The 12,279-nt window shown below is 63.1% G+C and carries 14 protein-coding genes; 9 read left to right on the top strand and 5 right to left on the bottom strand.

The genetic code is table 11. The features are described 5' to 3' along the window. The first annotated feature begins 70 nt into the window (after positions 1-70). Entirely contained in the window at positions 71-241 is a 171-nt protein-coding gene (locus tag RHIBR816_RS35540; protein ID WP_084811214.1) for a hypothetical protein, read from the top strand. A gap of 147 nt (positions 242-388) precedes the next feature. After that, positions 389-1,516 (top strand): AI-2E family transporter, encoded by a 1,128-nt coding sequence (locus RHIBR816_RS0101390; RefSeq protein WP_018234745.1) that lies wholly within the window; start codon positions 389-391, stop codon positions 1,514-1,516. Between the two features lie 11 nt (positions 1,517-1,527). On the opposite strand, the gene RHIBR816_RS0101385 is transcribed toward RHIBR816_RS0101390, so the two are convergent. Continuing rightward, the gene (locus RHIBR816_RS0101385; protein WP_018234744.1) at positions 1,528-2,325 is read right to left on the bottom strand and encodes a response regulator; all 798 of its coding nucleotides are present in this window, start codon (positions 2,323-2,325) and stop codon (positions 1,528-1,530) included. Positions 2,326-2,530: 205 nt separating this feature from the next. On the opposite strand from RHIBR816_RS0101385, the gene RHIBR816_RS38970 reads away from it, so the two are divergent. Then, complete coding sequence (locus RHIBR816_RS38970; protein ID WP_085929521.1) at positions 2,531-2,689, top strand: NepR family anti-sigma factor; 159 nt, start codon at positions 2,531-2,533, stop codon at positions 2,687-2,689. A gap of 126 nt (positions 2,690-2,815) precedes the next feature. Here the strand turns inward: RHIBR816_RS38970 and RHIBR816_RS0101375 are convergent, their stop codons facing one another. Next, complete coding sequence (locus RHIBR816_RS0101375; protein ID WP_018234742.1) at positions 2,816-3,067, bottom strand: YMGG-like glycine zipper-containing protein; 252 nt, start codon at positions 3,065-3,067, stop codon at positions 2,816-2,818. Between the two features lie 357 nt (positions 3,068-3,424). Continuing rightward, complete coding sequence (locus tag RHIBR816_RS0101365; protein WP_018234740.1) at positions 3,425-3,619, bottom strand: hypothetical protein; 195 nt, start codon at positions 3,617-3,619, stop codon at positions 3,425-3,427. Between the two features lie 208 nt (positions 3,620-3,827). Here RHIBR816_RS0101365 and RHIBR816_RS35530 point away from each other — a divergent pair, with 208 nt between their 5' ends. The 3 genes from RHIBR816_RS35530 to RHIBR816_RS0101350 all read left to right on the top strand — a co-directional run bounded on the left by RHIBR816_RS35530 (position 3,828) and on the right by RHIBR816_RS0101350 (position 5,806). After that, entirely contained in the window at positions 3,828-3,992 is a 165-nt protein-coding gene (locus tag RHIBR816_RS35530) for a DUF1328 domain-containing protein (protein ID WP_018234739.1), read from the top strand. A 181-nt stretch (positions 3,993-4,173) separates the two neighbouring features. Further along, positions 4,174-5,427: an FAD-binding oxidoreductase gene (locus tag RHIBR816_RS0101355; protein WP_026186532.1), complete on the top strand. Its 1,254-nt coding sequence runs from the start codon at positions 4,174-4,176 to the stop codon at positions 5,425-5,427. Positions 5,428-5,560: 133 nt separating this feature from the next. Continuing rightward, a complete protein-coding gene (locus tag RHIBR816_RS0101350; protein WP_018234737.1) occupies positions 5,561-5,806 on the top strand; it encodes a hypothetical protein in 246 nt (81 codons plus the stop codon). 57 nt (positions 5,807-5,863) lie between these two features. On the opposite strand, the gene RHIBR816_RS0101345 is transcribed toward RHIBR816_RS0101350, so the two are convergent. Both RHIBR816_RS0101345 and RHIBR816_RS0101340 read right to left on the bottom strand, forming a co-directional pair. Next, positions 5,864-6,418, bottom strand: a complete 555-nt coding sequence (locus tag RHIBR816_RS0101345) for an MgtC/SapB family protein (protein ID WP_018234736.1) — start codon at positions 6,416-6,418, stop codon at positions 5,864-5,866. A 122-nt stretch (positions 6,419-6,540) separates the two neighbouring features. After that, positions 6,541-6,858 (bottom strand): hypothetical protein, encoded by a 318-nt coding sequence (locus RHIBR816_RS0101340; protein WP_018234735.1) that lies wholly within the window; start codon positions 6,856-6,858, stop codon positions 6,541-6,543. A 294-nt stretch (positions 6,859-7,152) separates the two neighbouring features. On the opposite strand from RHIBR816_RS0101340, the gene RHIBR816_RS0101335 reads away from it, so the two are divergent. From RHIBR816_RS0101335 to RHIBR816_RS0101325, 3 genes are all read left to right on the top strand, one after another. Beyond that, complete coding sequence (locus RHIBR816_RS0101335; protein WP_026186531.1) at positions 7,153-8,298, top strand: fumarylacetoacetate hydrolase family protein; 1,146 nt, start codon at positions 7,153-7,155, stop codon at positions 8,296-8,298. 82 nt (positions 8,299-8,380) lie between these two features. After that, positions 8,381-8,746, top strand: coding sequence for a hypothetical protein (locus RHIBR816_RS0101330; protein WP_026186530.1), 366 nt, complete (start codon positions 8,381-8,383; stop codon positions 8,744-8,746). Positions 8,747-9,196: 450 nt separating this feature from the next. Next, positions 9,197-12,157 carry a calcium-binding protein gene (locus tag RHIBR816_RS0101325; RefSeq protein WP_018234732.1) on the top strand — a complete coding sequence of 987 codons (2,961 nt, stop codon included), beginning with the start codon at positions 9,197-9,199 and terminating at the stop codon, positions 12,155-12,157. The last annotated feature ends 122 nt before the right edge of the window (positions 12,158-12,279 follow it).

Below are 12,279 nucleotides of genomic sequence, written 5' to 3'. Positions count from 1 at the left end.
TCCGGCCGGCAGGAACGATTCGCATCTCGAAAGCGTTTATCGATCGTTCCGCACAGTGGAGGAATTGCCCATGCTCTATTGGCTGCCGCGGCTTTGCTTGCTGCTGATTGCCGGGGTGGTTCTGGGATTCGGCCTTTTCCCGCGGACCTCGGAAGATGTGGCCTCGACTTTGTTGATCATCCTTGTGGGGCTGGGGCTGCTGTCCGTGACGCTCCACATATTCCCGCCCGAGAAGCATTGACGTCGAGGCCGCCGAGACCGGCGGGCGCTTCTCCACTACTCGGCCCAGGCTTGCGGACCTGCGTTGCGGCCGCCGGTTCAAGGCACCCGGGCGTGCGGCGGGGTTTCGAGGGCAGAGTGGCTGGAAGCGGTTGGAAAAGGCGCGCCGATGGACCCAAAGAATGTGGCGGCAGTCCGTAGCCGCAAGCGCAACGCCGAAAGAGAAATCGCCTTGGCAAAGGCGACGAACATGGCGCCTCGAAAACGCGACGGGATGGATCTCCTCGTCGCCTGGAGCGTCGTCGGGTTGTTCGTCGTCGCTTGTTCGACCGTCGTCTATGCGATGGCGGCGATTCTCATGCCCATCGCCTTTGCCATCGTCGTCGGAATCGTTCTCGGCAGGGCAGCCGACGAACTGACGCGCTTCGGGCTTCCGCCCATGCTTGGTGGCCTTTTGCTGGCGCTGGTCTTCGTGCTCGGGCTCTCGTCTCTGGTCAATGCGCTTCTGGGGCCCATCACCGGGCTGGCGGGCGAGGCGCCGAGGCTCGCCGAAAGCGTGGTGGAACGTATCCTGCCTTTCATCGAGCGTTTCGAGTGGGGCAGGATCGCACTAGCGCGGAGCGTCGGCGCCGACGCCTTCGCGGACGTCATCGTCAAGAATGCCGGCCCGTTTCTGGGAGCCGCCGCGGCGAGCATTACGCCGGCATTGATTCAGACGCTGATCTTTCTGGCGGCGCTGGTCCTATTCCTGCTCGGCCGCGTCCAATTGCGCAGCACGATCATCCTCGCATTCCCCAGCCGCGAGGGCCGCCTCAGCGCGATCCGGATCATGAATGCCCTCGAAGATGGGCTGACGCGATATTTCTCGACGGCCAGCCTTATCTACCTGGCGCTGGGCGGTTTCACCATGATGATCGCGCTGGTCGGCGGCCTGCCGATGCCGCCTCTGTGGGGGCTCTTCGCTTTCGTCTCGAGCTTCATTCCCTATCTTGGCGTCACGTTCATGACGCTATCGCTGATTGTCGGAGGCATGATGGCCCATGATGCCCTGGTCATGGCGCTCGCTCCGGCGGCCGCCTTCTTCCTCATCCATCTTGCCATGGAAAACCTGGTCGTCCCGGCGATCCTGGGACAACGCTTCGAAGTCAATCCCTTCCTGATCTTCATCGCCATCCTGTTTTGGACGTGGATGTGGGGAGCAGTCGGGGCGATCCTCGCCATGCCGCTCTCGCTGATCGCCATGACCATTTTCGAGCAGCTGCGCGAGCCTCCGCCGGAACCGCAATTGCCCGGATGAAATGATCTAGTCTAGCGGCTGCCCGCGTGCGCCTGCTCGTCGAAGAACAGCGCCTGGCTGATCAGCGCCTTGACCATCTCCGGATTGAAAGGCTTCGTGACGAGGAAGGCCGGCTCCGGCTTTTTGCCGGTCAGCAACCGCTCCGGGAAGGCGGTGATGAAGATCACCGGGACAGCCTCCTGCATCAGGATGTCGTTGACCGCGTCGATGCCGGAGCTCCCGTCGGCGAGCTGGATATCTGCGAGAACCATCTTGGGCGAAGTCTGTCGATAGATATCGATTGCCTCGCGATGCGTGCGGGCAATGCCGGTAACCCGATGCCCCAGGCTCGTCACCATGTCCTCGATGTCCATGGCGATGAGCGGTTCGTCTTCGATGATCATGATGTCGGTGGCCACCTGGCGCGAAATCTCTTGCGAGGCACTGGCCAGAAGCTTGGCGAACGCGCCTTGATCGACCGACAGGATTTCAGCCGCTTCGCCGCTTGAGAACCCTTCGACGGAGATCAGCAGGAAGGCCTGGCGCGGCGCCGGCGCGATCAGCGAGAGATTGGTAGCGGCTTTCTGTTCCCAGGCAAACGGCGAGGTCAAATGGGCCCGATCGACGTTCAGCTTGTCAAAAAGGGAGCAGAAAAGCTTGTACAGGCTTATTCGATCGTTCGATGCCGAAGGGAAAAGGCCGATGTCGTCAATCAGTGCCTCCAGCATGGCGGCGACATAGGCATCGCCCGCCGCCTGCGAACCGGTGACGGCGCGGGCGTAACGCCTGAGATAAGGAAGATGTGGCGCGATCCTGGTGGAAAGTGACATTTAGGCCTTCCTAAACTATTGTGCGTAACGTCCCAATTATGGGCGGTGGCGTGATGCAGGATACGTCAATGTCGTGCGCACGTCTTCCGAATTCAAGGAAACAGTTTGCGGGCTGGACATACGAATGGAAAACAGCCGTGGGATTTCAGCCTTCGGTGCGTGGAATTGAGAAATGAATGATCGCTCCAACGGGCGCGCGCGAGGCATGCTGGACTCTGGCGCCGGGAATAATGATGCCAATACCGTAGTCGCTTCCAAGTTGCGGGCGCTCTATCAGGCTGTCGAAGCCGAACCTGTGCCGCAGCACTTCATTGACCTTCTCCGGCGCCTTGACGAGGCGGAGAGGGCTCAATCGGAGGAGTGACGGGCGGAGGAGTGACAGGGAAGTGGCGGACACGGCATATCCCCGCGGCCCCTCCTGCAGCAGGAAGGGCCGAAGGCTCGCAGAATCCATCACGCGACGTCGAATCCGCCTTCGCGGACCCGGTCGTCAGCAACGCGCCGTATAACGGCGACCGTAGCGGTCGCGATAGACACAATAGCCAGGTTCGTTCGCGCGGCCGATAAGGGCGCCGGCAACGCCGCCTACCGCCGCACCGACTGCGGCCCCCCTGACATCGTTCGAGATGGCGCCACCGATGATGCCACCGGAAACGGCGCCAACCGCCGCGCCCTTTTCCGTTTGCGTGCAAGCGGCGGCGAGGGGAAGAATGACGCTGGCGACGAGTAGGATCTTTTTCATGGTGCTTTCCTATCCGAGGTTGGTTTGCCGTAAATGCGTATGGGCAAGCGAACTTGTCCGGGCGAACTGGGCCGGAATGAAGATGGTGACGAAGAGATGTGGGAAGGCCGACACAGAACCGCCGTTGACGAGCGGCAATCGCGGCGCGGCTGGTCCCGCGGGGACCTTCTGATCAGGCGCAGCGAAGGCTTGCATTCCCATCTCCCTTCGACCAGCGCCGCCGCGGCGCACGTTATTGTTGTCAGAACGCCGATTAACGCCTTTTGTTCCGCGCGAGCCGGCGACGCCACGCCCGGTTGTTGCCGCGCGGCGTCGAGCGCTTGTCGGCACGACTTACCCTGAGGGAGACTGCCCCGCCTAGTCGCGACGTCGGCGCTCGGACTGGTCCAGACTGTCGAGAAGGAACTGGAGACGCTCGTTGCTCTTTTCCTGCGTGTGCATCTCGAGCTCACGCAGTGTTCTGCCGATGTGCAGATTGTGATTGCTCGCATCCGCCTCGTGCCGCGTGATCGCTGTCACCGTCTTGAGTATATGTCGCGAGGGAATCTTCATCTCTAACCCGAGGAACGCTGTTTCCCGGAGAACGCCAAGCCGTGGCGAAGGTTCCTGACGTGATTGCCCGGATCGCAATTTCGGATTGATTTTGCTTCGTTTGGTTCAGCGCATGGTTTCTGCCTGGTTAACGGCGCGTGGACCGCAACCGGAACAAAGGCGATCGGCAGAGCGTTTGGAATTCAATTGCAAGGCAAGGAGATAGCTCATGCTCTACTATGCCCTCATCTTTCTTGTGGTCGCCATCATAGCCGGTGTTCTCGGCTTCGGCGGCATAGCCGGTACCTCGGCGGGAATCGCTCAGATCCTGTTCTTCCTGTTCCTGATCTTCCTGGTGATCTCGCTCGTCATGGGGCTCTTCCGACGAACGTGACGACGGAATGACAACCGATTTGCGGAGCGGAATGCTCTCCGCTCCGCACCTCCTTACCGAGGCATTTTGTTTCATATGGGCGAGGCTTTGAGCCTCGCCCATTTTCGTGGCGGCACCGCTGTCGCTTGCCCCGTCTCGTTCGCTTGGCTATGCATTGGGGCGAGACAGGGGGCAAAGGTCTATGAAAACTGATGTAGTGGTATTGGGCGCCGGGATCGTCGGCATTTCGAGCGCCATTCACCTGGCGCGGCGCGGCAAGTCGGTCGTGCTTCTCGATCGCCGCGGCCCAGGCGAGGAGACTTCTTACGGCAATGCCGGCCTCATTCAGCGGGAGGGTGTCTTCCCCTACGGCTTCCCGCATGATTTCGGCGCGCTTTTCCGCTACGCGCTCAACAATACCATCGATGCCAGCTATCACTTTCGTGCGCTGCCGAGCCTGGTGCCGTTCCTGGCACGCTACTGGTGGCACTCGGGCTTCACCCAGCATCGGCGGATCGCTCATCTCTACGCACCGCTGATCGAGAGCTCGATCGCCGAGCACAGCGATCTGATCGATGCGTCCGGCGCCGGCGACCTCATCCGCAAGGACGGCTGGATGAAGGTCTTCCGCACCGAGAAGGAGCGCGACGCCGCCTACAAGGACGCCGAAAAGCTTTCCGCCGGATTCGGCGTCAACCACCAGAAGCTTTCGACCAGCGAGTTGAAGGCCATCGAGCCGTCGATCCAGGTGGAACTGGCCGGCGGCTTGCGCTGGAGCGATCCCTGGTCGATCCGCGACCCGCACAGCCTGAACAAGGCCTATCTCGGCTATTTCCAGTCGCTCGGCGGCCGGCTTGTCTCCGGCGACGCGGCAACGCTCGAGCATATCCTGGAGGGGCCCGGCTGGCGTGTGGCGACGCCGGATGGCCCGCTGGAAACCCGCGAGGTGGTGGTTGCCCTCGGCCCTTGGGCCGACACGGTGACGCGCAAGCTCGGCTATCATTTTCCGCTTGCGGTCAAGCGCGGCTATCACATGCACTACGGCGCCAAGGATGGCGCTCAGTTGAACAACTGGGTGCTCGACGCGGAGAAGGGCTATTTCCTGGCGCCGATGCTGCGCGGGATCCGCCTCACGACGGGGGCGGAATTCGCACTGCGCGATGCGCCGAAAACGCCCGTCCAATTGACGCGGGCGGAGCGCGTCGCCCGCGAGTTCTTCCCGCTTGCCGAACGGCGAGACGAGGAGCCGTGGCTGGGCGCGCGGCCCTGCACGCCGGACATGATGCCGATCATCGGCAAGGCGCCGAGGCACGAGGGCCTGTGGTTGGCCTTCGGGCACGCCCACCACGGCATGACGCTCGGCCCGGTCACCGGCCGGGCGCTCGCGGAAGCGATGACCGGCGAGAAGACCGTGATCGACCTTGCTCCCTACCGGCCGGACCGCTTCCTCGCCTGAAGCCTTGTTCGGCGACGGAGAGATTTTTTCGTCCCGACCGGAACCAATGCGGCCGTGAGGTGTTTTCCTCGCGGCTGAAGGCGAGGATTCGGCGCGCTCGTGCTTTGCCTCCAGGCGGCGAGGGAGGGTTTCCATGAACAAGCAGACGATCGAATTCGCCGGCGAGGCCGTGGGCGTGCTGATGCCCGACCACGGGCAATTGCGCTTTGTCGCCGTCAAGTACAGCGTCTGGACGCTCGATGGCCGGACATTTGCGACGGCCGAGGACGCCATGCGGGCGGTGGCCGCGCTTGGCGTCCTAAGGCGGAGAGGGCCGGTCGAAGCAGCAGCGGCGCCGATTGGGCGCCCACAGGCATTCACTGCCGCCGGATCCGCCTAGACGACGTTACGGACAAACGCCCGAACATCTCAATTCGGTACGGCATACTCTTGCTCATCAAGTTCGGTTGTTCGACGCGGAAGGCGCCTCCGGTGCATGGTCGGTCCGGCGATCCGCTGCCTCCGTCCCGTCGGGCGCCTTCCATTGCAGCGCCACCTCCAATCGACCCAGGATGAACAGGACGGCGAGGCTGGCGACTGCGGCGAAGGTGGCGATCAACCAGAAGCCGAAGCCGATCGACAGGCCGACGGCACCGGCAAGCCACATGCCGGCCCCCGTCGTCAGGCCTTTGATCTCCCCCTTGGAGAACACGATCATGCCGGCGGCAAGGAAGGCGACCCCCGCGGTCACCGCTTCGACGACACGGATCGGGTCGATGCGCACCTCCGGGCCCGACAGGCTGGTCATATGCACGCTTTCGATCGCGACCACCGCGAAGATCGCCGAAGCAAGACTCACGAGAATATGTGTCCTGAGGCCCGCCGGACGCTGTCGTTTTTCCCGCTCGATACCGATGAGCGCGCCGAGCAGGATCGCGCCGCCCAGCCGAGCAAAGATCACCGGATAGGGCGTGCGCGTTCCAACGAGGATGTCAGCAAGAATCTGGTCCATGAACCTGGTGACCTTGGTCGAAATGGGCTGAAAACACGAGGCGACACGGCGTTGGATCGGCAGAACTCAACGCCGTCAAAGGGGCGGGGAGGCGTGTCCCCGCCCGCAATCCTGCTCGGCCCTCACTGCGCCGGAGGAGTCTGCGGCTGCGGTGCCGTTCCTTCAGGTGGCGGCGGTGCCGGCTGTGGCTGCGCTTCCGGAGCGGCCGGTGCCGTCTCCTGTGTCGTCGAGGAGGTCGTTGCCGGGATATCCTCTGTGTCTCTGGTGAGTTCGGCCGGCAACCAGGCGATCAGCGCAAGCACGAGACCGGCAAGCACGATGACCACCAACGGCCAAGTGCTGCGGCCCGTGCGCGCTTCGGGCACTTCGGGCGGCGGTGCCGGCTGTCCGGTTACCGGATCCACCGGCGGCCGTTCCTTCAACTGGTCCTGCGGGTCCATGGTAGTTACATCCTTTCTGGCCGCGTCCCTTCGGGGCCAGCATCTGGCGGTCAGAATTCCCTAAATCAGCGATGACTTAAGGAGGGGCGCTCGACCATTTCAAGTATAGTGGCCGCCTCGCCATGGGAGATGGAAAGGCGCTGAAAGAAGAAACGCGCAGGATATTGCAAGGTTCCGTTGCGGCCCTTTCGAAACACACCTCGGCCGGCAGAAGGTGCTTTACAGCGAGGCGGTTCGACTGCAAAAACCAGATGGGCATGCGTAATGGAATTGCGGATGAGCGAGAGCGGGGGGATGGAGATGACCATGGGCTATGAAAGCGGGACTTTCGTGGGACGGGCGTGGCGCGCGGATGTCGAGGGGCCGAGCCTGGTAACCCTCCGGGAGGGGGTATTGATCGACATCACCTCGAAGGCGGTGCCGACAATGCGCGACCTCCTCGATCTTGCCGACCCCGTCGCCTATGTCCGTTCGGCCTCCGGAGAAGCGATCGCATCCCTCGAGGCAGTCCTGGCCAAGGCGGAGCCGCGCCGGGACGAGATCCACCTTCTCGCCCCTTGCGACCTGCAGGCGGTCAAGGCCTGCGGCGTCACTTTCGCCCGTTCGATGATCGAGCGCGTCATCGAGGAACGCGCCGCCGGCGATGCCGCCAGGGCCGAGGCGATCCGCACGCGGATGACGACGCTGATCGGCGACAGCCTGAGAAACCTGAAGGCCGGGTCGCCGGAAGCCGCTGGAGTCAAGGCAGCATTGATCGAGGAGGGCGTCTGGTCGCAATATCTCGAAGTCGGCATCGGCCCCGATGCCGAGGTCTTCACCAAGGCCCAGCCGCTCTCGTCGGTCGGCTGGGGCGCCGCGGTCGGCCTCCATCCGATTTCGCGCTGGAACAACCCTGAGCCGGAGATTGTGCTTGCGGTTTCCGCCGACGGGCGCGCCAAGGGCGCGACACTCGGCAACGACGTCAACCTGCGCGACGTCGAAGGGCGGTCGGCGCTGCTTCTCGGCAAAGCCAAGGACAATAACGCCTCCTGCGCGATTGGGCCCTTCATTCGCCTCTTCGACGAGACCTATTCGATCGACGACGTGCGCAAGGCGGACCTCGATCTGCTGATCGAGGGTCAGGACGGTTTTCGCCTGGAGGGGGCGAGCACGATGCGGGAGATCAGCCGCGACCCGCTCGACCTCGTCGCCCAGACGATCGGGCCGCACCACCAGTATCCGGACGGCCTGATGCTGTTCATGGGAACGCTCTTCGCGCCGGTCGAGGACCGCGGCGAGCCGGGCCAGGGCTTTACCCACAAGATCGGCGACGTGGTGACGATCTCGAGCCCCGCCCTCGGCAGCCTCGTCAACACAGTGCGGCTTTCCACCGATTGCCCGCCCTGGAGGTTTGGGGCGGCAGCGCTGATGCGCAATCTCGCCAGACGCGGGCTGTTATAGTCTGCGGACGGATTGCATCCCTGCGCCGTTCGTCGCAATCTCGGAGGGCTGAGTTGATCGTTCAGGGGGCCGGGGGGTCGAAATGAAACTTGCCATCGGGTTGGCCGCGGCCAGCTTGTTCGTTGCAATCGCGGCGGATCCGCTGCGAGCCGAACCATTGGGGAGCATCGAGGAGGTCAGCGATGCGCTCGGCAAATGCTGGACCCCTCCCGCCGGCTTTACGGATTCCTTCGTCACGCTCAAATTCGGCTTCCGCGGCAACGGCACGCTGATGGGCCCGCCGCAGCCGACGGCGATCCGCGTCACGGGAGACGCAGACCAGCGCAAGGCTTTCGTCGCCGCCGCGACGGAAGCCCTGCAGAACTGCATGCCGCTGGAATTTTCAAAGGAGCTTGCCGACGAGATTGCCGGCAATGTGTTTACGCTGCAGTTCAATTCGGGGGAGTGAGGGCGGATAGATGCTTGTCGTTAGCCCCGCTTGCGCGGCGGGCGGCGTCCCTACAGCGCCGCGTGTCTAATTGGACGCGCAAATGTTGCTGTAGCACTTTGTACTGCGTGCAAGGTCGCGCCTTAACTCTCGCCGGCGACTTCGATCTGGCCTGCTCGTCTCCCGGCCACAATCCCCTACAGCGCCACCTATCTTATCAGCCCCACAGCGGGCGCTGTAATTCTTTGAATTGCTGTGTGTTTTTCATTGAATTGGCTGCGATCCAAGGAAGCTGGCAGTACCCAGGGCTCAATGTGCGCGCGCTGGCCGGCGATCATCTCGGCGCAGGCGGCACGTTCACCGCCACCAGCAATTGTGCTCCAGTTACCGAAGGAACAACGACGCGTTGCTCCTCAGGCTAGCACTTTGACACGCCAGATCGGCGAAGCAAACCTAACTCTCGAGGAAACCATGAGCAAGAATGTGAAGTCCGCGGCGCCGCTTCAGGCGGCGCTGGCGCTTGACCCGTTGGCTGCCGGCTACACCATCCCCGGCGTCGGCAATCAAACGGTGAATGGTGACGCCGGCAACAACTCGATCAGCACCGGATCCGGCGAGGACACAATTACCGGTGGTCCCGGTGCCGATACGATCAGCGCTGGGACGGGGGATGACGAAATCCGCAATGAGAGCGCCGCGGATCTCACCGGCGACAGGATCGATGGCGGCCTCGGCTTCGATGAGCTCGGCATCGACTTCAGCGCCTCCGGCAAGGGCGTCTCTTTGGCTGCCTTCGACCCGATCGTCTCGAAATCGGTTCTCGGCGCCACCATTGTCAATGTCGAGAGCTTCGAGCTGGTCGGCAGCAACTTCGCCGACACCTTCACGGGAGGCCGCTGGGATGATTGGTTCGAAGGCGGCGCCGGCAATGACGTTCTGAACGGCGGCATTGGTGAGGACTGGCTCGAAGGCGACGCCGGCAACGACAGGATCCATGGCGGCAACGGGGGTGATTCCATACTGGGGGGCATCGGTGACGACTACCTCTCCGGCGGCTACGGGTCCGACTGGCTCTCCGCCGACGACGGCAACGACACCTTGCTCGGCGGCGCCGGCGGCGACTACCTCTACGGCAGCTACGGCGACGACAACATCAAGGGCGAAAGTGGCACCGATACCATTTCCGGCGGTTCCGGCCACGATATCATCGACGGCGGTTCGGAGAACGACTATCTCGCGGGCGACGGCGATGACGACACGGTCCTCGGCGGGGCGGGCAACGATACGATCCGGCACAACATGGAAAGTTGGGCAGGAGATGGCAAGGACGTGCTCGACGGCGGCGTCGGCTACGACGAGGTCGAACTGATCGGTCTCTCCGGAACCTTCACCGCGAAGGCCTCCTCGATCAAGCAGACGCTTTCCAACGGCACCACCCTCGTCAATTTTGAAGCCTACGACATTTACGGCTCGGACACGGCCGACCGGTTCACCGGTTGGACCGGCGCCGATACGTTTTCCGGAAAATCGGGCAACGACACGCTCGTTGGCCTTGGCGGCAACGATCATCTCGACGGCGGCCTCGGCAGCGACGTCCTCGACGGCGGCGACGGCAACGACCTCCTGATCGTCGGCAGCGGCGGCAAGGATACGATCAGGGCAGGCAGCGGCACCGATTCGGTCTGGATCGATCGTTCCGATATCAACAGTGCCATGACCTTCACCGTTTCCGGCACCACCGCCAAGCTTTCCGATGGAACCGTCGTCACCGATGGCGAGAGCTTCACCATCGACACAGGCGACGGCAGCGACGTCATTTCCGCCGGGACTGCGGCATATCTCAGCGTCAACGCCGGCGCCGGCAACAACAGGCTGACCGGCGGCAAAGGCGGCGACAGCTTCTACAGCACCAGCGGCAGCGACACGGTTTCGGGCGGAGACGGCGACGACCGTATCGCCGACTACGGCGGCGGCACCAACAGGCTCGACGGCGGCAACGGCAACGACACCATTTCCGCAGCGACGGACACGGGAACGGCACTGACCACCATGCTGGGTGGCGCGGGCGACGACTCCCTGAGCGTCAACTACGCGAGTGGCTCGACGGCAGGCCGGTACGCCGTCGACGGCGGATCGGGAACTGACACGGCCTGGATCAGCCGGAACGACAGCACGAAGAATCTGTCCTTTGTGCTTTCCGCCAACGCGACGGTGATCAACGGTGACATCACTCTGAAAAACGTCGAGGCGGTCAACTTCACCTCAGGCGCGGGGCACGACAGCCTGACGGCTGGCAACCTTGACGACGACCTCAACGGAATGGGCGGCAATGACACGCTCAAGGGTCTTGGCGGCAACGACGAGCTGACCGGCTGGACCGGCGCAGACAAGCTCTATGGTGGCGATGGCGACGACGTGCTTTGGGGCTGCGGCGGCATCAAGGACACCAGTGCCGACTGGCTCTACGGCGAAAAGGGCAACGACGTTCTCAACATCAATGCCGGCGACTACGCTTCCGGCGGCGATGGCTTCGACCGCCTTGTCGTCGAGTTCGGCGCAGAGACCTTCGACGTGTCCTTCGTCTTCGGAAACGGCCTCGTCAAGGTGAACGCCAACACGTCCTTTACCGGCATGGAGGCGCTCGAATATGTGGGCGGCTCGGGCAGGGACGCGGTGATCGGTAGCGGGCAAGTCGACTATCTCGACGGCGGACTCGGAAACGATACGCTCAGGGGCGGCGCCGGCAATGACTATCTGGTCGACGGAAAGGGTAACGACAAGCTCTATGGCGATGCGGGCAACGACACGTTCGACCGCTACAACGATGAGACCGGCACCGACTATTTCGACGGCGGCGCGGGTGTCGACACGCTCGAGTTTGACATCGTGTCCGACTGGTCGGTCATCGTTGATCTGGAGAACAATGCCAGGAACGGCGGGGTGGCGACCGGGCTGACGCTTGTGAGCATTGAAAACGTGGTTGGCCACAACAACGACGATACGATCCTCGGCAACAGCGCCGGCAACAGCCTCAGTGGCGGGATGGGTGACGACAGGCTTGACGGTCGCGCCGGCAACGACAAGCTCGAAGGGGGTGCCCACGGCGACCTGCTGACCGGCGGCACCGGCGCGGACCAGTTCATCTATGCCTCGGGTGATGCGATCGGCTCCGGTGACCAGATCACCGACTTCAAGCGCGGCGAGGACAAGCTCGTCATCGACAAGAGCGTGTTCCACTTCTCCAACCTGGTGCTCTATTCCGGTACGGACCAGAAGGCGACGGGGACGGCGGCCCAGTTCTTCTTCGAGACCGACAATGGCCGCCTCTGGTACGACGCCGACGGCACCGGCAACGAGGCCGATGCGGTGCTGGTGGCGACGTTGAACAAGGTCACGTCGCTCGCCGCCACCGACTTCCTTCTGGTGGCCTAGCGCATCGGCGGAAAGCACGATGCGTAGGTTCAAAGTGTTACAGCGTCCTTTGCATGTCTGAAAAGACGTGCGGCGCTGTAGACGAACCCGTGGATCGCTGCGGAGGGTCGCCGGTATTCCTG

This window comes from Ensifer sp. BR816 (assembly GCF_000378985.1).
Lineage (GTDB): Bacteria > Pseudomonadota > Alphaproteobacteria > Rhizobiales > Rhizobiaceae > Sinorhizobium.
Note: the sequence above shows the minus strand (reverse complement) of the source record. Positions and strands in the feature narration are given on the sequence as shown.

Bases quoted from the DNA above. Each gene is read 5' to 3' on its own strand.
- RHIBR816_RS35540 (WP_084811214.1), top strand. From the start codon at position 71: ATGCTCTATTGGCTGCCGCGGCTTTGCTTGCTGCTGATTGCCGGGGTG.
- RHIBR816_RS0101390 (WP_018234745.1), top strand. From the start codon at position 389: ATGGACCCAAAGAATGTGGCGGCAGTCCGTAGCCGCAAGCGCAACGCC.
- RHIBR816_RS0101385 (WP_018234744.1), bottom strand. From the start codon at position 2,325: ATGTCACTTTCCACCAGGATCGCGCCACATCTTCCTTATCTCAGGCGT.
- RHIBR816_RS38970 (WP_085929521.1), top strand. From the start codon at position 2,531: ATGCTGGACTCTGGCGCCGGGAATAATGATGCCAATACCGTAGTCGCT.
- RHIBR816_RS0101375 (WP_018234742.1), bottom strand. From the start codon at position 3,067: ATGAAAAAGATCCTACTCGTCGCCAGCGTCATTCTTCCCCTCGCCGCC.
- RHIBR816_RS0101365 (WP_018234740.1), bottom strand. From the start codon at position 3,619: ATGAAGATTCCCTCGCGACATATACTCAAGACGGTGACAGCGATCACG.
- RHIBR816_RS35530 (WP_018234739.1), top strand. From the start codon at position 3,828: ATGCTCTACTATGCCCTCATCTTTCTTGTGGTCGCCATCATAGCCGGT.
- RHIBR816_RS0101355 (WP_026186532.1), top strand. From the start codon at position 4,174: ATGAAAACTGATGTAGTGGTATTGGGCGCCGGGATCGTCGGCATTTCG.
- RHIBR816_RS0101350 (WP_018234737.1), top strand. From the start codon at position 5,561: ATGAACAAGCAGACGATCGAATTCGCCGGCGAGGCCGTGGGCGTGCTG.
- RHIBR816_RS0101345 (WP_018234736.1), bottom strand. From the start codon at position 6,418: ATGGACCAGATTCTTGCTGACATCCTCGTTGGAACGCGCACGCCCTAT.
- RHIBR816_RS0101340 (WP_018234735.1), bottom strand. From the start codon at position 6,858: ATGGACCCGCAGGACCAGTTGAAGGAACGGCCGCCGGTGGATCCGGTA.
- RHIBR816_RS0101335 (WP_026186531.1), top strand. From the start codon at position 7,153: ATGGAGATGACCATGGGCTATGAAAGCGGGACTTTCGTGGGACGGGCG.
- RHIBR816_RS0101330 (WP_026186530.1), top strand. From the start codon at position 8,381: ATGAAACTTGCCATCGGGTTGGCCGCGGCCAGCTTGTTCGTTGCAATC.
- RHIBR816_RS0101325 (WP_018234732.1), top strand. From the start codon at position 9,197: ATGAGCAAGAATGTGAAGTCCGCGGCGCCGCTTCAGGCGGCGCTGGCG.